The sequence below is a fragment of the Rhizobium sp. BK418 genome, from assembly GCF_004341105.1.
Taxonomy (GTDB): domain Bacteria; phylum Pseudomonadota; class Alphaproteobacteria; order Rhizobiales; family Rhizobiaceae; genus Rhizobium.
This window is the reverse complement of record NZ_SLZK01000007.1, coordinates 37,756-60,081: the sequence shown is the minus strand read 5'-3', so window position 1 is coordinate 60,081 and position 22,326 is coordinate 37,756. Positions and strand designations below refer to the sequence as shown.

Annotated in this window: 18 protein-coding genes, 1 tRNA gene and 1 pseudogene; 11 read left to right on the top strand and 9 right to left on the bottom strand. The window is 58.1% G+C overall.

Annotation, left to right across the window (positions count from 1 at the left end):
* Positions 1–139 precede the first annotated feature (139 nt).
* Complete coding sequence (glmM, locus tag EV281_RS24690) at positions 140–1,492, top strand: phosphoglucosamine mutase (protein ID WP_132656909.1); 1,353 nt, start codon at positions 140–142, stop codon at positions 1,490–1,492.
* A gap of 56 nt (positions 1,493–1,548) precedes the next feature.
* Here the strand turns inward: glmM and EV281_RS24685 are convergent, their stop codons facing one another.
* Positions 1,549–2,163 carry a class I SAM-dependent methyltransferase gene (locus EV281_RS24685; protein ID WP_132656908.1) on the bottom strand — a complete coding sequence of 205 codons (615 nt, stop codon included), beginning with the start codon at positions 2,161–2,163 and terminating at the stop codon, positions 1,549–1,551.
* Between the two features lie 324 nt (positions 2,164–2,487).
* Here EV281_RS24685 and EV281_RS24680 point away from each other — a divergent pair, with 324 nt between their 5' ends.
* From EV281_RS24680 to serA, 3 genes are all read left to right on the top strand, one after another.
* Positions 2,488–3,333, top strand: coding sequence for an outer membrane protein (locus tag EV281_RS24680; RefSeq protein WP_132656907.1), 846 nt, complete (start codon positions 2,488–2,490; stop codon positions 3,331–3,333).
* Positions 3,334–3,541: 208 nt separating this feature from the next.
* Positions 3,542–4,720 carry a phosphoserine transaminase gene (locus tag EV281_RS24670; protein WP_132656905.1) on the top strand — a complete coding sequence of 393 codons (1,179 nt, stop codon included), beginning with the start codon at positions 3,542–3,544 and terminating at the stop codon, positions 4,718–4,720.
* Positions 4,721–4,804: 84 nt separating this feature from the next.
* Positions 4,805–6,400, top strand: coding sequence for a phosphoglycerate dehydrogenase (gene serA, locus EV281_RS24665; RefSeq protein WP_132656904.1), 1,596 nt, complete (start codon positions 4,805–4,807; stop codon positions 6,398–6,400).
* Between the two features lie 77 nt (positions 6,401–6,477).
* Here the strand turns inward: serA and EV281_RS24660 are convergent, their stop codons facing one another.
* Positions 6,478–6,693, bottom strand: a complete 216-nt coding sequence (locus EV281_RS24660) for a hypothetical protein (protein WP_132657239.1) — start codon at positions 6,691–6,693, stop codon at positions 6,478–6,480.
* A 267-nt stretch (positions 6,694–6,960) separates the two neighbouring features.
* Between EV281_RS24660 and EV281_RS24655 the strand changes: the two genes are divergently transcribed.
* Positions 6,961–9,042, top strand: coding sequence for a bifunctional diguanylate cyclase/phosphodiesterase (locus tag EV281_RS24655; RefSeq protein ID WP_132656903.1), 2,082 nt, complete (start codon positions 6,961–6,963; stop codon positions 9,040–9,042).
* Between the two features lie 58 nt (positions 9,043–9,100).
* On the opposite strand, the pseudogene EV281_RS31800 reads toward EV281_RS24655, so the two are convergent.
* From EV281_RS31800 to EV281_RS24640, 3 genes and pseudogenes are all read right to left on the bottom strand, one after another.
* A pseudogene (locus EV281_RS31800) lies at positions 9,101–10,722 on the bottom strand (lactate permease LctP family transporter).
* 48 nt (positions 10,723–10,770) lie between these two features.
* Positions 10,771–11,769: a 2-hydroxyacid dehydrogenase gene (locus EV281_RS24645; RefSeq protein ID WP_132656902.1), complete on the bottom strand. Its 999-nt coding sequence runs from the start codon at positions 11,767–11,769 to the stop codon at positions 10,771–10,773.
* A gap of 213 nt (positions 11,770–11,982) precedes the next feature.
* Positions 11,983–12,861, bottom strand: coding sequence for a LysR family transcriptional regulator (locus EV281_RS24640; protein WP_132656901.1), 879 nt, complete (start codon positions 12,859–12,861; stop codon positions 11,983–11,985).
* A gap of 107 nt (positions 12,862–12,968) precedes the next feature.
* Between EV281_RS24640 and EV281_RS24635 the strand changes: the two genes are divergently transcribed.
* The gene (locus EV281_RS24635) at positions 12,969–14,093 is read left to right on the top strand and encodes a TDT family transporter (protein ID WP_132656900.1); all 1,125 of its coding nucleotides are present in this window, start codon (positions 12,969–12,971) and stop codon (positions 14,091–14,093) included.
* A gap of 364 nt (positions 14,094–14,457) precedes the next feature.
* Here EV281_RS24635 and EV281_RS24630 read toward each other — a convergent pair whose 3' ends face one another.
* Positions 14,458–15,414, bottom strand: a complete 957-nt coding sequence (locus tag EV281_RS24630) for a DMT family transporter (protein WP_132656899.1) — start codon at positions 15,412–15,414, stop codon at positions 14,458–14,460.
* Between the two features lie 266 nt (positions 15,415–15,680).
* Between EV281_RS24630 and mnmA the strand changes: the two genes are divergently transcribed.
* The 4 genes from mnmA to EV281_RS24610 all read left to right on the top strand — a co-directional run bounded on the left by mnmA (position 15,681) and on the right by EV281_RS24610 (position 17,986).
* A complete protein-coding gene (gene mnmA / locus EV281_RS24625; protein WP_132656898.1) occupies positions 15,681–16,880 on the top strand; it encodes a tRNA 2-thiouridine(34) synthase MnmA in 1,200 nt (399 codons plus the stop codon).
* 134 nt (positions 16,881–17,014) lie between these two features.
* Positions 17,015–17,091 (top strand) — tRNA-Met (locus tag EV281_RS24620).
* Positions 17,092–17,179: 88 nt separating this feature from the next.
* On the top strand, positions 17,180–17,431 hold the full coding sequence (locus tag EV281_RS24615) for a hypothetical protein (protein WP_132656897.1): 252 nt from the start codon (positions 17,180–17,182) through the stop codon (positions 17,429–17,431).
* Between the two features lie 117 nt (positions 17,432–17,548).
* A complete protein-coding gene (locus EV281_RS24610) occupies positions 17,549–17,986 on the top strand; it encodes a universal stress protein (RefSeq protein WP_132656896.1) in 438 nt (145 codons plus the stop codon).
* Positions 17,987–18,002: 16 nt separating this feature from the next.
* Here the strand turns inward: EV281_RS24610 and EV281_RS24605 are convergent, their stop codons facing one another.
* Both EV281_RS24605 and EV281_RS24600 read right to left on the bottom strand, forming a co-directional pair.
* Positions 18,003–18,182 carry a hypothetical protein gene (locus EV281_RS24605; protein ID WP_132656895.1) on the bottom strand — a complete coding sequence of 60 codons (180 nt, stop codon included), beginning with the start codon at positions 18,180–18,182 and terminating at the stop codon, positions 18,003–18,005.
* A 144-nt stretch (positions 18,183–18,326) separates the two neighbouring features.
* Positions 18,327–19,229 (bottom strand): LysR family transcriptional regulator, encoded by a 903-nt coding sequence (locus tag EV281_RS24600; RefSeq protein WP_132656894.1) that lies wholly within the window; start codon positions 19,227–19,229, stop codon positions 18,327–18,329.
* A gap of 159 nt (positions 19,230–19,388) precedes the next feature.
* On the opposite strand from EV281_RS24600, the gene EV281_RS24595 reads away from it, so the two are divergent.
* The gene (locus EV281_RS24595; RefSeq protein ID WP_132656893.1) at positions 19,389–19,775 is read left to right on the top strand and encodes a hypothetical protein; all 387 of its coding nucleotides are present in this window, start codon (positions 19,389–19,391) and stop codon (positions 19,773–19,775) included.
* Between the two features lie 121 nt (positions 19,776–19,896).
* Here the strand turns inward: EV281_RS24595 and EV281_RS24590 are convergent, their stop codons facing one another.
* Positions 19,897–22,284 carry a phosphoketolase family protein gene (locus tag EV281_RS24590; protein WP_132656892.1) on the bottom strand — a complete coding sequence of 796 codons (2,388 nt, stop codon included), beginning with the start codon at positions 22,282–22,284 and terminating at the stop codon, positions 19,897–19,899.
* Between the last annotated feature and the right edge of the window lie 42 nt (positions 22,285–22,326).

Here is a 22,326-nt window from a genome sequence, read left to right as displayed (position 1 = left end):
CGGTTATGCGGTTTTGTGGCATTCCGCTGACCAGGGACAAGTCTGGATAAAGGTTTCGGGCACGGCCTTGATATTGAAGCCGGATTCTTGCTTGAGGAATGCGCAGCCTCTACGGCGCGCCAAAAGCGCAGGAGTGCATATGAAAAGACGCTATTTCGGGACTGACGGCATCCGAGGCCAGGCCAACATCTTCCCCATGACGCCGGATCTCGCGATGCGGGTCGGCATCGCCGCAGGGACGATTTTTCGTAACGGCGCTCATCGTCATCGTGTGGTGATCGGCAAGGACACGCGCCTGTCAGGCTACATGCTGGAGAACGCCCTCGTGGCCGGCTTTACGGCAGCGGGGCTGGACGTATTTCTGCTCGGCCCTATTCCGACGCCTGCGGTTGCCATGCTAACGCGTTCTCTGCGGTGCGATATCGGGGTGATGATTTCGGCCTCGCACAATCCGTTCCAGGATAACGGTATCAAGCTTTTCGGTCCTGATGGCTACAAGCTCTCCGATGATATCGAGGCGCAGATCGAGGATCTGCTCGACAAGGACCTTTCGGGACAGCTTGCGAAGGCTGAGGAAATCGGTCGAGCCAAACGCGTCGATGGCGATATTTACCGCTATCTCGAACACGTTAAACGCACCTTGCCGCGCGATGTGACCTTGCAGGGCCTACGCGTCGCGGTCGACTGCGCCAACGGTGCGGCCTACAAGGTGGCGCCTGCTGTTCTCTGGGAACTCGGCGCCGATGTGGTGACGATCGGCAACGATCCGAACGGCACGAATATCAATCTGAATTGCGGCTCCACCAGCCCGGTCGCCCTGCAGAAGAAGGTCGACGAGGTGCGCGCCGATATCGGCATTGCACTTGATGGCGATGCGGACCGCGTCATCATCGTCGATGAGAACGGCTCGATCGTTGATGGTGATCAGCTCATGGCCGTCATCGCCGAAAGCTGGGCCGAGAGCCAGCAGCTGCGCGGCAACGGCATCGTTGCGACCGTCATGTCCAATCTTGGCCTTGAGCGCTTCCTTGAAGACAAGGGCCTCAGCCTTGCCCGCACGAAGGTGGGCGACCGCTATGTGGTCGAGCACATGCGCCAGCATAACTACAATGTCGGTGGCGAGCAGTCCGGACATATCGTGCTTTCGGACTATGGCACAACCGGCGACGGTCTCGTCGCTGCCTTGCAGATTCTCGCCGCTATCAAGCGGACGGGCAAGACGGTCAGTGAAGTCTGCCGCCGCTTCGAGCCAGTCCCGCAGCTTCTGCGCAATGTCCGCATCAGCGGTGGCAAGCCGCTGGAAGACCTGCAGGTGGTCAAGGCAATTGCCGATGCGGAAGCCGAGCTGTCGAAGAACGGCCGTCTCGTCATCCGCCCGTCCGGCACCGAGCCGCTGATCCGCGTGATGGCGGAAGGCGACGACCGCGCGCAGATCGAGCGGATCGTCAACGATCTGATCGGCACGATTTCGAGCGTTCGCAGCGCCGCCTGAAAGCGATGCAGGAAGAAATAAAGCCGGCCTTTGCGCCGGCTTTTTTGTCGGCACTTTTATTGGCGTTGTGCGAGCCAGACCGTGTGACTGCCGCAAGCTGGGTCTTCAGCCTTGTGGGCGACGACTGTGAAGCCGTGTTCAGTGAGCAGGGCGCGATATTCATCCGGGCTGAGGCTGCTGTGATAGAGAGGCTCGCCGACAAAGGTGCCCATGGCTTCTCCGTGCGCCGGCCCACTGGTGAACATCAACGCCGTCCCCGGTTTCGAATGGGTGCGAAACAGTGGGAACATGTCTCGCTGGTCCTCGGAGGTCAGGTGGAAGAAACTATCCCAGGCAATCAGCCCATCGAAGCTTCTGCCAAGCGAGAGGCTGCGCATGTCTGCGATCTGCCAATCGGAGTTTGGGAAGCGCGTCTTGCACATGTCGATCAGGCTTGATGAAGAATCGATGCCGGTAACCGCATAGTCGCTCTCGATGAAATGACGCGCGAGTGGCTCGCCGGAGCCGCAGCCAATATCGAGGATCGAACCGCGTTGCGGGATCAGTGCGGTGAAGCGATCCAGCCAGCTTCGCTCAAAGAGCGTTTTGCCGCGGCTGATGTCCCAAAGCTTTGCATGCCGCTCGTAGAGATCGGCAACGGTATTGGCGGCCTGCCTGTTGTTGCTTTGCATGTGCTGATCCTGCATCGAAATCTTCGGCTTGTCTTAAGCGGTTCGATGCCGAAAGAACATGCAGGCGATGCGGTTTGCTTGTCTTTCTGCTCTCTTCATCCGCCTGGGTGAAATCCACAGCACTTTTTATTTGTCGTCTTGCAAATTTCAGAAGTTGAAACAGGCAGTTGGTCCGCATTTACTTTTTCGAAACATGTTTTGCGGCGAATATTCAAATTACTTCTTATGGTTAAGCAGCTTTTAACCTTTCCGATTCATTATCCATAAAAAGCGTATCCGTTTTGGCGGCCCACGGCACGCCACGCAACCGACTGGAGTGAATCCATGAAACGAACCTTCTCCGGTATCTTCGCCGCGCTCTTGATTGCGTCGAATGCCTATTCTGCCGATCTTGCTCCGGTCGAGCCCGTGCCGGAACAGCCGCCGGAAGTTGCGGTCAGCGAAAGTACCGGCTGGTATCTGCGCGGTGATGTCGGCTACGCCTTCACCGATCTGCGTGGTGCAAAGTTCTTCCAGGGAAGCAATGCCCTGGAAGCCGATTTCGATCATGCTGATCTGGATGATGCCTGGACGGTTGGCGGCGGTGTCGGTTACCAGATCAATAACTATCTGCGCACCGATTTGACCTTCGATTATCTCACCAAGGCCGACTTCCGCGGCTCGACGACAGGCGGCGGTGCGGCCTTCGGCGCCTGCGTCGTCTCATGTACTTCGACAGATGTATCGTCGATGACGGCTTATACACTGCTCGCCAACGCTTACGTCGACCTCGGCACCTACGCCTACTTCACGCCCTATGTCGGTGCCGGTATCGGTGGTTCCTACGTCAAGTGGAAGGACCTCCACAACGTTGCCTGCGCTGACGACGGCAGTGGCTGCGATGACGAAGTCGTTCACGGCGGTCGCAGCGGCTGGCGCTTCAGCTATGCCCTTATGGCAGGTGCTTCGATCGACGTGACCTGCAACGTCAAGGCCGATGTCGGTTACCGCTACCTGCATATCAACGGCGGCGACATGTTCGGCTACAACGAAAATGGCGGCCCCGGTCGTGACCGTGGCATCAACGTCCATGAAGCCCGCATTGGCGCCCGTTATCTCTTCGACGGATGTGCCCAGCCGGTCGCCTACGAACCGCCGCAGATTCCACTGCAACAGCCGGTCTACAAGTAAGATCAAGTTTTCAAATGTCATCGAAAGCCGCCCCAAGGCGGCTTTTTCGTTTTGTCGTTCGCCCTAAAGGAGGTGGCCTAATCGCTGCTGCGGCAAAATATCCTCCAAAAACGACGTCATCTGCTTGACTGTGACGGGCTTCACCCATAAACACGGCGGCGGGACACTCCTCCCCAACGAGGAGCCATCTATCTGGAAGGGTAGCAATATGGCGAATATCGCAAAGCCGGACGTGCGTCCGCAAAACACTCATTTTTCTTCTGGCCCCTGCGCGAAACGTCCTGGTTGGACGCTTGAGGCGCTTTCCGACGCGGCTTTGGGCCGCTCGCATCGTGCGAAAGTCGGCAAGGCCAAGCTCAAGCAGGCGATCGATCTCACCCGCGAAATTCTGGAAGTGCCCGCGGACTACCGCATCGGTATCGTTCCGGCTTCCGACACCGGCGCCGTCGAAATGGCGCTCTGGTCGCTGCTCGGCGAGCGTGGCGTCGATATGGTTGCCTGGGAAAGCTTCGGCGCTGGCTGGGTCACCGATGTTGTCAAGCAGCTCAAGCTCAAGGACGTTCGCAAGATCGAAGCGGGTTACGGTGAACTCCCTGATCTTTCCACCGTCGATTTCGACCGTGATGTGGTCTTCACCTGGAATGGCACGACCTCGGGCGTTCGCGTTCCGAATGCCGATTTCATCCCTGCCGACCGTAAGGGCCTGACGATCTGCGATGCGACCTCGGCCGCCTTCGCGCAGAACCTCGATTTCGCCAAGCTCGACGTCGTCACCTTCTCCTGGCAGAAGGTTCTTGGCGGCGAGGGTGCACATGGCGTCCTCATCTTGTCGCCGCGCGCTGTGGAACGTCTGGTTTCGTACCAGCCGGCATGGCCGCTGCCGAAGATCTTCCGCCTGACCTCTGGCGGCAAGCTGATCGAAGGCATCTTCCAGGGCGAAACGATCAACACGCCGTCGATGCTTTGCGTCGAGGACTATATCGACGCGCTTCTCTGGGCCAAGCAGCTCGGCGGCCTCAGATCTTTGATCGGCCGGGCTGACGCCAATGCCAAGGTGATTGCCGATTTTGTTGCTGCAAACGACTGGATCGCCAACCTGGCCGTCAATCCCGAGATCGAATCCAACACCTCGATCTGCCTAAAGATCGTCGACAAGGACGTTGCCGCTCTCGATGCCGATGGCCAGGCGAACTTCGCTAAGGGCCTCGTCGCTCTTCTCGAAAAAGAAGGCGTCGCCTACGACATCGGCGCTTACCGCGATGCTCCGTCGGGGCTGCGCATCTGGGCAGGTGCGACGATCGAAACCGCTGACATGCAGAAGCTGATGCCTTGGCTCACCTGGGCCTTTGAAACGCAGAAGGCTGCGCTTTCCCAGGCTGCTGCCTGATGTGATCGCATACGGCTCCGTCTGATGGCGGAGCCTAGCATTCCCAATTCAAATTCATCGCTGAACTTTTTGAAGGAGGCCCGTATGGCACCTCGCGTTCTCGTATCCGACGAACTGTCGGAAACCGCTGTCCAGATCTTCCGTGATCGCGGCGTCGAAGTCGATTTCCAGCCGCAACTCGGCAAAGACAAGGACAAGCTGTTCGAAGTCATCGGCAACTACGATGGTCTTGCCATCCGTTCTGCCACCAAGGTAACGGAAAAGATCATCGAAGCTGCCAAGAACCTCAAGGTTGTCGGTCGCGCCGGCATCGGCGTCGACAATGTCGATATCCCCGCTGCATCGCGCCGCGGTATCATCGTCATGAACACGCCCTTCGGCAACTCGATCACGACGGCTGAACACGCGATTGCGCTGATGTTTGCTGTTGCCCGCCAGCTTCCGGCGGCCGATCTTTCCACGCAGGCCGGCAAGTGGGAAAAGTCGAAGTTCATGGGTGTGGAAATCACGGGCAAGACACTCGGCGTCATCGGGGCCGGCAATATCGGCTCCATCGTCTGCGCCCGCGCCATCGGCCTGAAAATGCATGTCGTCGCCTATGACCCGTTCCTTTCCAAAGAGCGTGCAGAGGAAATGGGCGTAACCAAGGTCGAGCTCGACGAGCTGCTCGCCCGCGCCGATTTCATCACGCTGCATGTGCCGATGACGGACAAGACGCGCGGGATCCTTAATAAGGAAGCGCTTGCCAAGACCAAGCCTGGCGTTCGCATCATCAATTGCGCCCGTGGCGGACTTGTCGATGAAGCGGCCCTTGCCGATGCCATTAAGTCCGGTCATGTCGCCGGTGCCGCCTTCGATGTCTTCGAAGTCGAACCAGCCAAGGAAAGCCCGCTTTTCGGCCTCCCCAATGTCGTCTGCACGCCGCATCTCGGCGCATCGACCACGGAAGCGCAGGAAAACGTTGCCCTGCAGGTTGCCGAGCAGATGGCTGATTACCTGGTAAAAGGTGCGGTTTCGAACGCCATCAACATGCCGTCGATCACGGCTGAAGAAGCACCGATCCTGAAGCCGTTCATCAAGCTCGCTGATGTTCTCGGCGCCTTCGTCGGTCAGGTCACGGAAGAGCCGATCAAGGAGATCGAAATCCTCTATGACGGCGTGACGGCCAACATGAACACCCGGGCGCTAACCTCTGCGGTTCTCGCCGGCCTGATCCGTTCGCAGGTTGCCGATGTCAATATGGTTTCGGCACCGATCATGATCAAGGAGAAGGGTATTATCCTTTCCGAGGTCAAGCGCGACAAGTCGGGCGTCTTCGATGGTTACATCAAGCTGACGGTGACGACGGAATCCATGACGCGTTCGATTGCCGGCACGGTCTTCTCCGACGGCAAGCCGCGCTTCATCCAGATCAAGGGTATCAATCTCGATGCCGATGTCGGCAGTCACATGATCTACATCACCAATACCGACGTTCCCGGTATGATCGGCTTCATCGGCACGACGCTGGGTGCTGCTGGCGTCAACATCGCCAACTTCCAGCTCGGCCGCGACAAGCAGGGCGGCGACGCCATCGCTCTGCTCTATGTGGATGCTGCGGTTAGCGATGCCGTTTTGAACAAGCTGACAGCGAATCCGGCGATCCGTCAGGCAAAGCTGCTGACCTTTAACGTCGACTGAGTTTTCCTCCCAGGGAAGACATGCAAAAACCCGGTGCGGCTTCCGTGCCGGGTTTTTATTTAGTCCAGCGGATATCGTTAGTTCCGTGCGATCTTCGCGTCTTGATGCAGAAAAGTCTTTTTGCTCGCATCGAGTACCCTGAAGAACTCATCCCAGGAAATATTCTCGACGGTGTTTTCTTGCTTGCTGAAATCAACGCCGACTAGGCCGCTTTTCATCCGGGCGGGATGGCCGCCACGTGCTTCGATCCATTCTCGAATTTTATCATGATCTGTCCTTGGGGATGCGCCCATCGTCGCCTCCTGCAGATGGGTTGTATTTTCAGCTTCAAATAACTCTTTGGAAATGAATTGGTTCCATCTGATGATCAAGTATCCGTTCGGGTCTTTGCCCAGCTCGGTGGAACTTGCAACTAGGCAGCGAAATCGTTGGTTTGAATAAGTTCGCTGCTTATTTTACAGGCGCGCGCACAAAGTTTAAGCGTCTTATGATTGTGATTTTATTTAGCTTTTTCGCCTATACCACTTTCGATATGGTCCTAATTTCACGCGAATTTCTCAATGGCTTTGTTTCAGACGATATCCGGGCAATCCGAAGCTTTCGTTGATGATTTCCGTTCGCTGTTTGCGACGCATCCCTCTCCAATGTGGGTCTACGATCCGGATACGCTCGGCTTCCTGATCGTCAACGACGCGGCGCTCGCACTTTATGGTTACAGCGCAGAAGATTATCAGGGCATGACCGTGCTCGATATCCGCCCCGCCGCGGAGCGGGAGCGGATGCTTAGCGCCGTTCATGATCGCACCGACATGGAGAAGGCCGAGCGCTGGACGCATCTGAAGGCCAATGGCGAGACGATCGAAGTTCTGACCTACGGCCGGGAAGTGCGTTTCGACGGAAGAGCTGCGATCCTCGCGATCGTGCAGGACCAAACCGAGATGAACGCTGCACAGCGCCAGGTCACCGATACGCGTTCGCTCTTGGACAGCATCGTCGACAACCTGCCGGTCGGCGTCTTCGTCAAGGATATGGACGAGGATGGCCGCTACATTCTTCTGAACGAAGCCTGTGGCGAGATCATGGGTTTTCGTGCCGGCGACGTGGTTGGGCACACGGATCGGGACTTTTTCCCTCCTGAACAGACGGTTATCTTCCGCAAGCAGGATCATGAGGCTCTTGTCGCCGGGGTGACGATCAGCTTCGAGGAGACGATGGAGCGAGCCGATGGCGGCAAACGGATCCTTCGCACGGTCAAACGCGCTCTACCGGCCCCTGAGGGGGCGGAGCCGCGTTATTTGCTCGGTATTTCGCATGATGTGACGGAAGAGCGTGCGGTGGAGGCAAAGTTTGCGCATCTTGCCATGCATGACTCACTGACGCGCCTGCCAAACCGCGCCGCCTTCTCCAAACATATCCGTAAGCAGGCCATCACCGCCTCCATCGAAAAGCCGGTGGCGCTGCTTTATATCGACGTGGACCACTTCAAGACGATCAATGACAGCAAGGGCCATGCTGCTGGCGATGCGCTTCTGTGCCAGGTTGCAGAGCGCCTGCTGGCGCTTGCCGATGAGGGCGACCTTGTCGCACGTCTCGGTGGGGATGAATTCGCGGTCGTACTGCAGCTTGTCGACGCAGATCGGGCGGAGCGTTTTGCGAATCTACTGCTCACGTCGCTTGCCAAGGCTTTCGATCTTGATGGCACACGGGAGCATGTTACCTGCAGCATCGGCATTGCCCTCGCTCCCGTTGATGCCGGCGAAGCCGATGTGCTGATGCGCCACGCTGACCTGGCACTCTACGCCGCCAAGGAAAGTGGCCGCTCGACCTATCGTTTCTATGAGGCCGAGATGCGGCTCGAGGCCGAACGCCGGCATCTTTTGACCGGGGAATTGCGTGATGCGCTGGAACAAGGGCAGTTCGAGCTGCACTACCAACCGATCGTGCAGCTCGAGGATGATGGCATCGGCGGTTTCGAGGCACTGATCCGCTGGCGGCATCCGGTGCGTGGACTTGTCCCGCCGATGGAATTCATTCCACTCGCCGAGGAGACGGGGCTCATCGTTCCGATCGGCGACTGGGTCTTGCGGGAAGCCTGCCGCGCTGCCGCATCCTGGCCGGACCATCTTAAGATCGCAGTCAATCTTTCTGTCATCCAGTTTCGCCACGCGAGCCTGCTTTCCAGCGTTGTCGCCGCACTCGATGAGACGGGGCTGCGTCCGGAGCGGCTGGAAGTCGAGATCACCGAATCCGTCTTCCTGGCAGACGTGGCGCAGAGCTTACCGTTGCTTCGTGCGCTGAAGGAACTCGGTGTGCGTATTGCCATCGACGATTTCGGTACAGGCTATTCTTCGCTCAGCTATCTGCGCGCCTTCACCTTCGACAAGATCAAGCTCGATCGCAGCTTCGTGTCCGGTATCGAGACAGAGCCCGGCAATCTGGCCATCGTGCGGGCTGTCGCCGGCATCGGCTCCGGTTTCAACGCCGTTACGCTGGCCGAGGGCATTGAGACCGAGGAGCAGTTGCAGAAACTCAGAGCCGAAGGCTTTGGCGAGGTGCAGGGCTATCTTCTCGGCAAACCCATGCCGCAGCATGAGGCTGAAGCGTTGATTTACGGTCGGCAATTGAAGACAGCGTCAGCCTGAGATTATCCTATGGCGTCCCGCGTCGGTAAGCTCCTGATTTATATTGAAGGCTTCCTTGTCACCAAACCAGGAATGACAAGATGAATGTCCACAGGCAGACGTAGACGAGAAGCCCAAAGCTATAGAGAAGCGTTGTCCGCATGATGTCGGATTCTCGACCAACCTGGCCTACCGCAGCCGCAGCGATGGCGATCGATTGCGGAGAGATCAGTTTTGCCATCACTCCACCGCTCGTGTTGGCCGCTACCAAGAGCGCCTCGCTAGTCCCGATCTGAGATGCTGTAACCAATTGCAGATGGGCAAAAAGCGTATTGCTGTTGACGACGGATCCGGTAATGAACACGCCAGACCAGCCGATCACAGGCGCGATTAGCGGAAAGATCCTGCCAGTTTGAGCCAGTCCCAGACCAATGCTGGACGATGCTTCGGAGAAATTGGCAATATATGCAACGGCCATGATAATAGAAATCATGGCAAGCGGGCTCCAAAGGTCAAGAATGACCGATCTGAGCTGGCTGAGGGCCTCCGAAGGCGAAACTCTCGACGAAAACAAGATGGTAAGAACCACAGCAATCAAAATTGCGGTTCCGGATGCGCTGATCAGAGCGACGTTCCAAACGGCAGGCAGCCCGTGAACCGCGTCCGAAATCGGAGGCATTTCCTGGACCTGAAGGTGCAGGAATGGGATTTGCAGTTTCAGCACCGTGGCCGCGAGAAGACCATCCTCCGCGAACAGGCTTTTAAATTGCGGCAAGCTCCATAATAGAATGGTGCCGGTCAAAATGTTAAAAGGCGACCAAGCCTTGATGACCTCCATCAGCGACCACCGCTGCGATGATATCGGCGGAGCGCCATCTTCCCGGTAAATCGTTTTGGCTGCCAGAACAGCATGAACAATGCCAACGTGCCCATGGAGCCTAGTGGTGCCACGATATCGGTTAGCTCCGGTCCGACAAAATATAACGTGAGTGTTTGGAGACCGCTGAACAGAACGCCGATCAGGAGCAGTACGGGCCAGGTTTCTCTCACGCCTCGATAGCCATCCAGAACAAGAATGAGCAATAACGGCACGAACAGTGTGGACAGTTGGACGATGGCGATCATCATGGCGGACATGTCTGCCAGACTGACACCGCCTTGCCGTGCACCGACGAGGATCGGAATACCGATTGCGCCGTATGCGCCATTGGCGGCATTTGCCAGCAGGCAGAGCATGGCTGCCTTGATCGGTTTGAAGCCGAGTTCGACGAGCAGCGCCGCGCAGATGGCGATCGGTACACCGAATCCGGCCGCCCCTTCCAGGAACGCACCGAAGCAGAAGGCGATCAAAATGACCTGAATGCGTTGATCATCCGAAATCGTTGCGATGCTTCCCCGGATAACTTCGAACTTGCCGCTTTTGACCGCAAGCCGATAAAGCCAGACCGCCATAAGTACGATGTAGCCGATTGGCCACAATCCGCCGAGGATGCCGAAGAGGGCTGCTGCAAGTATCTTTTCCAGCGGCATATGAAATATGACGGAAGACACGATGATTGATATCGCGAGCGTCGCGACGGCGGCGGTCAATCCCTTGAGCTTCAGGAAAGTCAGGGCGACCAGAAAGAACAGGATAGGCAGGGCGGCAACCAATGCCGAAAGATGAAGGTTTCCCAGCGGATCGTATGTCTGCTGCCACATCGCTTTTCCCGGTTCGTTCGATCTCTGATGTCGTGTCAGAAGGGGGCTTTATGCTTTCAGAACGGCATTTGGACAGTTTGTTCCATTGACTAGGCAGTTCAGGTTTTGAAACGTGACGTCTGCAATTTCGCGCAAGGCCTCGGTGGTAAAGAACCCCTGATGGCCCTTCACCAGCACGTTGGGAAAAGTCATCAGCCGCTGAAAGACATCATCATCGATGATATCGGACGACCGATCGTGAAAGAAAAGCGCGCTCTCCTCTTCGTACACATCGATACCAAGGGCGCCTAAGCGACGGGATTTCAGTGCCAGAATGACGGCGCGCGTATCGATGAGTGCTCCACGGGACGTATTGATCAGCATTGCGCCAGGTTTCATCAAACCCAGTTTCTCTCTGTTGATCATGTGTCGGTTGTGTTCGAAGAGCGGGCAATGGAGCGTGACGATATCGGACTGAGCCAGCAGGCTTTCCAAGTCCACCACTTCGCCTATAGCTTTAAATTCCGGGGACGGCGTCGGATCGAACCCCAGAACACGGCAGCCAAAACCGTTCATGATTTTTGCTACAGCGAGACCGATCTTGCCTGTTCCGATGATACCGACCGTCTTTTTGTGAAGGGTCATGCCCAACAGCCCGTTGAGCATGAAATTGCCTTCCCGAACACGATTATAGGCGCGATGCGTATGTCGGTTCAGCGTCATGATCAGCGCTATCGTGTGTTCCGCCACGGCTTCTGGAGCGTAGGCGGGCACGCGCGCGACGAGAAGACCAAGCTTTTGGGCAGTGATGATATCGACATTGTTGAAGCCCGCGCAGCGGAGAAAGACGCCCTTCACACCGAGCCGGTGCAAAGCCTCGAGGACGGGTGCATTCACAACGTCGTTGACGAAGACGCAAATGGCATCACAGCCCTGCGCAAAGGCTACTGTCTGCAAAGAGAGACTGGCTTCCTGGTAAATCAGCTCAAAGGGCGCCGGTTCAAGCCGATTTGCTTCGTCCAAGAAAGTCTTGTCGTAGGCATGAGCGCTGAAAACGGCTACTTTCATGGGCAATCCTATCGTCGTGCTTTGGACTCCGCTCGCCTTTAATGAGAGGATGGGATTGCCAGATTGCTTGCATGCCGGCGCAATCGGCATCTTCGTCGTCAAGCAAATGAACGCCAAGGCCATCCCCCAGCTATCAGTCGAATGCTAGCATCACTTGTATGATCAAGCCCGTAGCATCGCGTAGCCTCTATCGGCGTAGGCGCCGCTTGGACATCAGCCTGATATCACGGCATCGAAAGCATCAGCCGCTCTGCTGCGATAGCGCTCCTCATGGCGCAACAGGAAGAAGGGACGAGGCAGCGGCGGCATGTTCACTTCGGTAAGAAGACCGCTGTGCAGCTTCATGGCAACGACGCTCCGTGACATCAGCGTCGCGCCCACGCCAGCTTCGACAATGCCGACGAGCGGTTCGTTTTCCGGCAACACCATCGCCACATCGAGCGCATCGATATCGAGGCCGGCCTTTTGCAGAAGGCTTTCGAAGGCGAGGCGGGTGCCGGACCCCCGCTCGCGCAGGACCCATTGCGTCTGCGGAAAATCGGCCGGGCCACGCATTTTGCCGTCTGCCCATGGGTGATCGGGGGCGACGACGACGATCATCTCGTCCAGCGCGACCTGCCTTGCCGAAACGCCGCGCCTGTGGCTCGGCCACTCGATAAGGCCTACTTCCACCTCGCCGTTGGCAACGGCGTCGGACACTTCAGCTGTGTTGCCGATGCGGACTGCCAGTTCGATTCCCGGATAATCTCGCCGGAACGCGGCAAGTCGTGGTGACAGCCAATAGCCGCCGATCGTCTGACTGGCCATGATCGTGAGTTCTCCATGCATGAGGCCGGAGAGATCCATGAGGGCCGCTTCCGCCGCCTTCGCACTGGCGAGCACAGCCTGCGCCTCCTTCAGGAACAACTGGCCGGTCCGGTTCAGCACGATCGAGCGGCCGACGCGGTCAAAGAGGGTCACGCCGTGGCGCGTCTCCAGCGCCGTAATTGCGGCGCTGACGGCCGATTGGGTCATGTTGAGATGGTTGGCGGCCCTCGTGACGTGCTGCCGCGCAGCCACCTCCACGAATATTCTGAGTTGCTCTAGTGTCATATGACCTCCGATAGTTATTCGATTTTATCGAATGAATTTACCAAGATAAATCGTTGGAAGCGATTATTTGGTGGGAATAAGAAAGCGGTCAACGAAAGGAATCCACCATGACCGTCCTACCTCTATCTCCCTCAGTTCCGATTGCCCGGCCGCAGGCGCGGGTCCTGCGGCATTTCACGCCGAACTGGTTTGCGACGACGATGGGAACCGGTATCCTCGCCGTCTGTCTTGGTCAGTTTCCGGATCTGCCGATGGTCCGCGCGGCGGGAGAGGTGCTGTGGCTCGCAAATATGGGTCTCTTTATCGTGTTGACCTGCACATATGCCGGAAAGTGGCTGCTGCACCCTGGTGCGGCACTTAGGGCATTCGATCATCCCGTCGTATCGATGTTCTTCGGCTGCATTCCGATGGGGCTTGCTACCATCATCAACGGTTTTCTGATCTTCGGGCCATCCCTTTTCGGTGCCGCTGCTGTCGCTATTGCTGCGGAGCTCTGGTGGGTGGATGCCGCGCTGGCAGTCCTTGCAGGTCTTGCCATTCCGCTGGTCATGTTCACGCGGCAGCAACATGCAATCGAGCATATGAGCGCCATCTGGCTGCTGCCGATCGTGGCCTCTGAGGTTGCGGCCGCAAGCGGCGGGCTGCTGGTACCGCATCTTGCCACCGGCGAGCAGCTCCCGGTGCTTTTTGCGAGCTTCGTTCTCTGGTCGTGTTCGGTGCCGCTGGCGCTCGGCATTCTCGTTATTCTCTTTCTGCGCATGGCTCTGCACAAGTTGCCGCCGGCCGGCATGGCGGCAACGAGTTTCCTCGCCCTCGGCCCGATCGGCACAGGAGCGCTCGGTCTCGCCCTGTTTGCCATCAATGGTGGGCAAGCTCTTACGGCTGGTGGTCTCGGTGCATTGGTTCCGGCAATTTCGGGGGCGGCTGTGTTTGGTGCCGTCCTGTTGTGGGGCTATGGCCTTTGGTGGCTTGGTCTGGCGGTTGGCATCACGATCAATCATCTGCGGCAGGGGCTGCCCTTCAATCTCGGCTGGTGGGGTTACACTTTCCCGATCGGCGTCTATGCCGTCGCGACGCTGCGGCTTTCCAGCATCTTCCCGCTCCCGGCTTTGACAGGTTTCGGGGAAATTCTGGTCGCAGCCCTTGCCGCAATCTGGATCGTCGTCGCCATCCGCACGAGTCGCGGCGCCTATAATGGTTCGCTCTTCGTCGATCCCAGCCTGGAGAACTGAAGGGCCGATTTACACATTGGCTTCAATCATTCGTTATTTTGATAACGCCAGTCAGCGTTGCATACTCTCCACGGGCTGGAAAAGGAGGATGCACATGAAACGCTACACGCTTTCGATGATTGGTCTAGCGATCGTGACTGCCATCATCGCCAATCCAGGGATCGCACTTGCCTGCAACAAACTGATTGGCACCTGAGCCAGCAACATCCACCTCTCCATTTGAAGGCGCAGTTCAGCTGCGCCTTTTTGGTGTCCTTCTCCTGAGGTATTGCCCCCTTCGCGCCCGTTTTCGCGGTCGGGGAACACCGCGAATGTGAAAGAGCGAACCGTCGGCGCAGATAAAGCGCGAGCTGGCGGGATAGGCCTATCGCGTCTGACCTTCCAGGTCGCCTTCCGCTGGCGTCGTGGCGATTGGCGATTGTGCGTCGCCGGAGGTAACGGCCGCGGGCAGGGGGACGTGGCGCTTGCGTTCGCGGATCAGCGTCAGCAGGCCTGAGCAGATGATGAGCACGATGCCAAGAGCCATCGGCAGATCGACGCTATCATTGAAGAAGAGATAGCCGAAAGCGATTGCCCAGATCATCTGGCTGTATTGCGGCGTAGCAACCAGCGTTGCCGGGGCGAGGCGTGCTGCCGTCATCAGCATGACGTTGCCGGCCGCACCGAGCAGACCGTAGCTCGCAAGGAATAGCCATTGCTGGGGTGTCGGAACGACCACCTGCGACAGCATAAGCAGGCTGCTGACAACAAGCGTGCCGAGCAGTGATGCGCCATAGAGTGAGAGGCGTTTTTCAGCGGGGCCGAGTTTGCGAAGGATGACGATGGCGATGGCGGCCGAGATCGCCCCGATGGTCGCCGCCAGATGGCCGACGGACAATTCGCGAAAGCCGGGTCGCAGAACCACCAGCACGCCGAGGAAGCCGACGATGACGGCGGCCCAGCGCTGCCAGCGTACATCTTCCTTCAAAAAGACGACCGAGAGAATGGTGACGAAGGAGGGGAGCAGAAAGAGCAGGCAGAAGGCTTCCGCCATCGGCAGCTTGGTAAACGTGATGATCGAGGCGATTGCACCAGTTGCGCCAGCCGCAAACCGCGCCATCCAGAGTGGCCTGTTCGTCGTCCTGAAAATATCAAGCCATGAATCGCCTCGCCCCTTAATGAAGGGGAGCGCGGCGAGGCTGAGAACCGCACCCGTGAAGGCGACTTGGAAGGAGGGAACCGTTCCGTGCAGGGCTTTGATGGATGCATCACTGAAGGCAAAGACGGCATAGGCCGCAAATGCGACGAGGATGCCACGAAGCGTGGTGGAGGCGGCTGTCATTTTTCCGATTCTTCAAAAAGGTGGGTCATTTCATCTACGTGATGAAATACGACCGATCAAAGGTCGATTGCGAATAGCTGCAATGCGTGACCCGCGAATGACGCCGCGGGAAAGCACCGAAAAGCCGGGCCTTGCGCAGGGGCGCAATAGTTTCTATATCCGTCGCCCATGCAGACTGGCGGACGACCCCGCCGGAAATACAGGAAATCCGCCATATTCCGAAGGCAGGAAGGCGGATCGCAACAGCATAGAATTTGGCAGCAATCGTGAACACACTGGATTTTGACAAGAAGCCGGAAGACACCCGTGTCGTCGTCGCCATGTCGGGCGGCGTCGATAGCTCCGTCGTGGCCGGGCTTCTCAAACGCCAGGGCTATGATGTGCTGGGTATCACGCTGCAGCTCTACGACCACGGGGCCGCCGTTCACCGCGCCGGCTCCTGCTGCGCGGGCCAGGATATCGACGATGCGCGCCGCGTCTGCGAGACGCTCGGCATTCCACATTACGTGCTCGATTACGAGAAGCGCTTCCGCGAGACCGTCATCAATCCGTTCGCGGAAAGCTATGTGGCCGGTGAAACGCCGATCCCCTGCGTTGCCTGCAACCAGACCGTCAAGTTCGCTGATCTTCTGGCGACCGCCAGGGAGCTCGGTGCCGATGCGCTGGCGACTGGTCATTATATCCGTTCGCGCCCGAACCCGTCTTCCTGCAATCCCGGCCGTCGCGCGCTCTATCGCCCGGCCGATGCCGACCGTGACCAGAGCTATTTTCTGTTTGCGACGACGCAGGAGCAGATCGACTATCTGCGCTTTCCGCTCGGTGGATTGCCGAAGTCGGAAACCCGTCGGCTGGCCGAAGAAATGGGTCTCGTCGTCGCCAAGAAGGCCGACAGCCAGGACATCTGTTTTGTGCCGCAGGGCAAGTATTCCGACATCATCACCAAGCTGAAGCCGAATGCGGTCCTGGCAGGTGAGATCGTGCACCTCGACGGTCGTATCCTCGGCCAACACGAGGGTATTCTGCATTATACGATTGGCCAGCGCCGCGGCATCGGCGTTGCCACCGGCGAACCACTCTATGTCGTTTATCTCGACGCGCGCTCGCGCCGCGTCGTCGTCGGGCCCAAGGAGGCGCTGGAAACGCATCGCGTCTACCTGCGCGACGTCAATTGGCTGGGCGACGAAGCGCTTCAGGTCGCAGCTTCGGGCGAGGGCTTTGCGTGCTACGCCAAGGTGCGCTCCACCCGCGCACCGGCGCCCGCGGTGCTGCATCTCGATGCGAGTGGCATCTATGTCGATCTCACGGTCGGCGAAGCCGGCGTCGCGCCTGGTCAGGCCTGCGCGCTTTATTCCGCGCCCGGCGATGATGCTCGCGTCTTCGGCGGCGGCTTCATCGAGCGTTCCGAGCGCGAGCCGGCTGCGGAAGCCTCCCTGAAGGCTCTGCTTTCCAACTACGCGATGGCCTGAAACGACGAAAAACGGTGCAGTAAAAAGCCCACCGTTTTTCTCCATCATGTGCTTGACACAAAGCGGAAGCGCACCTTATAAGCCGCACATCCCACGAACCGGCAGCGCTTCGCGAACGGTATCGTTTGACCAGTGGCGGAGTAGCTCAGTAGGTCAGAGCAGAGGAATCATAATCCTTGTGTCGGGGGTTCAAATCCCTCCTCCGCTACCATTTGTCCCCAAAGCAAAACAATCAATGCGCGCTTGTCGCGCGGGCGATATAATTTACCATAAGATGCTTCGTTACACGGGGATTCAAGATGAAATACGCTGTTGTCGCGATGATACTGCTTGCTGCCGGCTGCAGCACGACGACGGAGGACCAACCGATACCGGGCAGCTTGACCTACGGTGGCAAGGTTATCCATTCGCCTTATAAGCCTGGCACTGTCATCAAACATACTTTCCTCGGCGACTTCGGTAAAAGGGAGTTCGAGCGTTACGTCGTTCAACCAGATGGCACGCTGAAGCTTGCCACGCGGATCACGAGCGAGGATTTCCTCTGGAATTGATGTGATGTCCTTGCTCTCTGCTGAGCAATACTCGACGTTGACCTGCGTCAAGGCGCGGGATTACGATCGCGGCTGAATTCCTCTTCACCTGAATTCAACCAGCAGAACGGATCTCCCATGTACAATCGCATATTGCTGCCCACCGACGGTTCGGAACTTGCCGCTCGGGGTGTCGATCATGGTCTTGCGCTTGCAAAAGCGCTCCACCTTCCCGTCACAGTCGTGAGCGTCATCGTACCGCTGACCGGTTTTGCGCTTCAGGGGGTCGTGCAGGCAGAAGCGATGGACAGCTATAACGAGGGCCGTCGCAAAGAGATTGAGGATCTGGAAAAGATCATCGGGGAAAAGGCGAAGAGTGCCGGTGTCGTTGCCGACTTCGTCAGTAAAGTGCATCTCTCACCCGCCTCGGCCATTCTGGAAACGGCGGCGGAGCAGGGCTGTGGCCTGATCGTGATCTCCTCGCATGGTCGCCGCGGAATCTCGCGGCTCATGCTCGGCAGCCAGACATCAGAGGTTCTTTCGGAGGCGGGTATCCCGGTTCTGGTCGTAAAGTAAGCGGCTTCGTTTTCCGTCACCGGAGCAAGGGAACGGCGCGCTCGGCGGTATGATCTGCCGCCTTTACGCCTGTCGTGCCATTTTCCCGCTTGCGACAGTCGGTTTCGTCGCGGCTGCTATTTGGGTCCGCAACCATATAGAAAGCAAGCATCTCCTCCAGGCGAGAGGCGGTGAGGTTGGCAGCGAAACCCTTCATGGCTTTCCTCGGCGTTTTTCCGGTTGCGGAGTTTCATAGCCCACGTTCGGGGAGGTCCGGAACATGTCGTGGAAGGTTGTCACCAACTTTCGAAGACCGGTTGAGTGCTTCGTTTTTCTTCAAAACCCTGCTGCCGGTATTGCTTTAGTCGCGGATGAGTTCGAGACAGAATTCGATAAAGGCATTAACCTTGGCAGGCACATGATGCCGCGAAGGATGAACCGCATAGAGCGGGAACGTTTCATCCGGCCAGTCCGGGTAGAGTTCGACCAGACGGCCTTCGGAAAGCAGCTCCCTGACGCTGAGGGCAAGTACCTGGGCGACGCCGGCGCCCGCAAGGCAGGCATCGAGCATGGTGCCGGGGTCGCTCATCAGAAGTGGTCCTCTGGCATCGAGCTGCACGATCTTCCTGCCTCGGTGCAGTTCCCATTCGAAAGTGCGGCCAGTGAGGGGGTCGCGGAACTGGATGCAGGAGTGGCTGGCGATATCAGTGGGTAGCTTCGGCGTGCCATGCTCTGCGAGATAGGCAGGCGTTGCCACCGTCAGGACGCGGGTTTCCATCAGCTTGCGAGCAATGCGCGACGAGCTCGGCTGCTGACCGAAGCGGATGGCAATATCGATTCCATCGGCGACGAGATCGCTCATCAGCTCGCGGGTTATCAGCTCGAGTTCGAGCTCTGGATAGCGCGCGACGAACTCTTTCAGATGCGGAGCGAGCACCATGCGCGAAAAGATCGGATCGACATCGACGCGCAGACGGCCGCGCACGGTTAGCGATGCGCCTGACGCAAGCGTTGCAGCTTCCGCAATGCCGTCAAGATGCGGAACAACCTGCGCATGAAAGCGGGCACCCTCATCCGTCAGCCTTACCGAGCGGGTGGTGCGGTCAAGCAGACGCACGCCGACGCGCGCCTCCAGCCGTGAAATGGCGCGGCTGACGCCGGATGCCGAAAGGCCGAGCGCGTCAGCCGCCTTGACGAAGCTGCCGCTTTCGACAACCGCGGCAAGGGTGCTGACGCCGGAAAGCAGGCGGCCGTCGAATGCCATGGTTCACTCCCGATTTGATGTCATGGGTGATGCGAGGGAAATGCAACAGGATCAAGAATATCCCACGCCATATCCAGGGGCCGAAACCACGCAAAAACCGGCCGATGGAACAAGTTTCCGCCGACCTAGTTTCTTTTGTGCAGATTGGAGGATCAAACGATGACCCAATATGGAGACGACAAAAACCGCATCGTGGACGAGGCTACCGGCATGCCAGTCGGACAGCCGTCCTATGAAGAGGAGCTAGCCGATAGGCGGCGCAGCGTCTCGCTCTGGGGTGTGCTTGCAGCCGGCATTCTAGTTATCCTGATTGCCGCCGTGAGCTTCGCGATCTGGCCCAGCACGACAACCGATCCAGCTTCGACCGCATCGACGAAGCCTGACGCAATTAACGCGCAGCCTTCGGGCCAGGGCACGTTCGATAACAATCCGGCAACCGGCTCAATCAAGCCGCCGGAAGCAACCGATCGCGATCCGACACCTGATGGCAGTGGTGGCGGACCGACGGGTGTAACGACGCCGAGCGGTACACAGAACGGCCGATAATTAGAGCATTCCTTTAACGCAATTCCCGATGCAGCTGCTGCACATTCGGGAATTGCTCTCATCACGGCTGGGGAAGGGCCGCGCGGTTTCCGTGCGGTCCGTTTCATATTCTGCCTATCGTTCAGAAGGCAGGCCATTTCCAATTGCGCACGTCAGGCATGTCCTCGCCATATTCGCGGACGTAGGCGTGGTGCTCGACAAGTTTAGCTCTCAGGCTCTCCAGCACTTCAGGCACTTTTTCCTTCAGGCCCGGAACGCGCTCGATCGCCTCGATTGCGAGGTGGAAGCGGTCGAGTTCGTTCAGCACGGTCATGTCGAAAGGCGTGGTGGTCGTTCCCTCTTCGATAAAACCGCGCACATGGATATTGCGGTGATTGGTGCGCTTATAGGTCAGCCGATGGATGAGGTAGGGATAGCCGTGATAGGCGAAGACGACCGGCTTGTCTGACGTGAAGATCGCGTCGAAGTTCTCATCCGTGAGGCCGTGCGGATGCTGATCTTTCGATTGCAGAGCGAGCAGGTCAACGACGTTTACAGTGCGGATCTTCAGTTCCGGAATATGCTGATGCAGCAGGTCGACAGCGGCGAGCGTCTCCATGGTCGGCACGTCGCCGGCGCAGGCCATGACAACATCGGGCGCGACGGTATCGCGCTCATGACTTGCCCAGTCCCAGATGCCGATCCCGGCCTCGCAGTGCTTTATCGCCTCATCCATCGTCAGCCATTGCGGCTCCGGCTGCTTACCGGCGACAATGACGTTGATGCGGTCATAAGTCCTAAGGCAATGATCGCCGACCCAGAGCAGCGTGTTGGCATCGGGCGGCAGGTAGATGCGGACGATATCGGCCTTTTTGTTGGCGACAAGGTCGACAAAACCGGGATCCTGATGCGAGAAACCGTTATGATCCTGCCGCCAGACATGCGAGGTCAGCAGATAGTTCAGCGAGGAAATCGGCTTCCTCCACTCCAGTTCTCGAGTGACCTTCAGCCATTTGGCGTGCTGGTTGAACATTGAGTCGATAATGTGGATGAAGGCCTCGTAGCAAGAGAAGAGGCCATGCCGGCCCGTCAGCAGGTAGCCCTCCAGCCATCCCTGGCAAAGATGCTCGCTCAAAACTTCCACGACGCGGCCATCGCGTGACAGGCTGACATCATAAGGCTCGATCTCCTCCATCCAGACCCGATCGGTGATTTCGAAGACGCTGCCGAGCCGGTTTGATTCCGTTTCGTCGGGGCCGAAAATACGGAAATTCGCATTGGTTTCGTTCAGTTTGAGCGTGTCGCGCAGATAGTGGCCGAGGATCTCGGTGGATTGCACCATGGCCGCACCCCGCTTTTCCACCTTCACCTCATAGGCGCGGATATCGGGCGTGATCAACTCCTTGCGTAAAATACCGCCATTGGCATGCGGATTGGCCCCCATGCGACGCTCGCCCGCAGGGGCAAGTGCCCGCAGTTCCGGCTTCAGCCTGCCGGAGGCATCGAAGAGGTCTTCGGGATCGTAGCCGCGCATCCAGTCTTCGAGGATTTTCCGATGCCCGTCGTCATCGCGGCAATTGGAGACCGGTACCTGATGGGCGCGCCAGAAACCTTCGACTTTCTTGCCATCTACTTCCTTTGGCCCGGTCCAGCCCTTGGGGCTGCGCAGCACGATCATCGGCCAGCGCGGGCATGCCTGCGGCACCTTGCCGTCGCGGGCTTCCTTCTGAATGGTGCGGATACGGTCGAAAACCTCCTCAAAAGCCGCGGCCATCTGCTGATGCATTTTTGCCGGTTCGTTGCCTTCGACGAAGAAAGGCTCATAGCCATATCCTACGAAAAGATGCATCAGATCCTCGTCACCGGCACGGCCGAGGATGGTCGGATTGGCGATCTTGTAGCCGTTCAAATGCAGGATCGGCAGAACGGCGCCGTCACGGGCAGGGTTCAGGAACTTGTTGGAATGCCAGCTTGCCGCCAGCGGGCCGGTTTCCGCTTCGCCATCCCCGATGACGCAGGCGACGATCAGATCCGGATTGTCAAAGGCTGCGCCATAGGCATGGACGAGCGCATAGCCAAGTTCTCCGCCCTCGTGGATGGAGCCGGGTGTTTCCGGTGCTGCGTGGCTCGGAATCCCGCCGGGGAAGGAGAACTGGCGGAAAAGCTTTCGCATGCCGTCCTCGGTCTCGGCGACATCGGGATAGATCTCGCTATAGGTGCCTTCGAGATAGGTATTGGCGACCATGCCCGGGCCGCCATGACCGGGGCCGCACATATAGATGATGTCGAGATCGCGGGCGCGGATGATGCGGTTCAGATGCGCATAGATGAAGTTGAGGCCGGGCGTCGTGCCCCAGTGACCGAGCAGGCGAGGCTTGATATGTTCAGGCTTCAGCGGCTGACGCAGTAGAGGATTGGAAAGGAGGTAGATCTGGCCGACCGAGAGATAGTTGGCCGCCCGCCAGTAGCGGTCGATGAGCGTGAGTTCGGCGTCGGAAAGAACTGCTGGAGTCGAGACATGCTTTTCCATGGATTTCTCCCGTTTAAACTTGTTCAACGTCAATTCTAGTCG

Excerpts from the sequence above, each read along its gene's own strand:
- EV281_RS24645 (WP_132656902.1), bottom strand. The coding sequence starts at position 11,769 with ATGAAAGTAGCCGTTTTCAGCGCTCATGCCTACGACAAGACTTTCTTG.
- EV281_RS24615 (WP_132656897.1), top strand. The coding sequence starts at position 17,180 with ATGAAATACGCTGTTGTCGCGATGATACTGCTTGCTGCCGGCTGCAGC.
- EV281_RS24670 (WP_132656905.1), top strand. The coding sequence starts at position 3,542 with ATGGCGAATATCGCAAAGCCGGACGTGCGTCCGCAAAACACTCATTTT.
- EV281_RS24635 (WP_132656900.1), top strand. The coding sequence starts at position 12,969 with ATGACCGTCCTACCTCTATCTCCCTCAGTTCCGATTGCCCGGCCGCAG.
- EV281_RS24605 (WP_132656895.1), bottom strand. The coding sequence starts at position 18,182 with ATGAAGGGTTTCGCTGCCAACCTCACCGCCTCTCGCCTGGAGGAGATG.
- EV281_RS24660 (WP_132657239.1), bottom strand. The coding sequence starts at position 6,693 with ATGGGCGCATCCCCAAGGACAGATCATGATAAAATTCGAGAATGGATC.
- EV281_RS24680 (WP_132656907.1), top strand. The coding sequence starts at position 2,488 with ATGAAACGAACCTTCTCCGGTATCTTCGCCGCGCTCTTGATTGCGTCG.
- glmM (WP_132656909.1), top strand. The coding sequence starts at position 140 with ATGAAAAGACGCTATTTCGGGACTGACGGCATCCGAGGCCAGGCCAAC.
- EV281_RS24630 (WP_132656899.1), bottom strand. The coding sequence starts at position 15,414 with ATGACAGCCGCCTCCACCACGCTTCGTGGCATCCTCGTCGCATTTGCG.
- EV281_RS24610 (WP_132656896.1), top strand. The coding sequence starts at position 17,549 with ATGTACAATCGCATATTGCTGCCCACCGACGGTTCGGAACTTGCCGCT.
- serA (WP_132656904.1), top strand. The coding sequence starts at position 4,805 with ATGGCACCTCGCGTTCTCGTATCCGACGAACTGTCGGAAACCGCTGTC.
- EV281_RS24655 (WP_132656903.1), top strand. The coding sequence starts at position 6,961 with ATGGCTTTGTTTCAGACGATATCCGGGCAATCCGAAGCTTTCGTTGAT.
- EV281_RS24685 (WP_132656908.1), bottom strand. The coding sequence starts at position 2,163 with ATGCAAAGCAACAACAGGCAGGCCGCCAATACCGTTGCCGATCTCTAC.
- EV281_RS24595 (WP_132656893.1), top strand. The coding sequence starts at position 19,389 with ATGACCCAATATGGAGACGACAAAAACCGCATCGTGGACGAGGCTACC.
- EV281_RS24590 (WP_132656892.1), bottom strand. The coding sequence starts at position 22,284 with ATGGAAAAGCATGTCTCGACTCCAGCAGTTCTTTCCGACGCCGAACTC.
- EV281_RS24600 (WP_132656894.1), bottom strand. The coding sequence starts at position 19,229 with ATGGCATTCGACGGCCGCCTGCTTTCCGGCGTCAGCACCCTTGCCGCG.
- EV281_RS24640 (WP_132656901.1), bottom strand. The coding sequence starts at position 12,861 with ATGACACTAGAGCAACTCAGAATATTCGTGGAGGTGGCTGCGCGGCAG.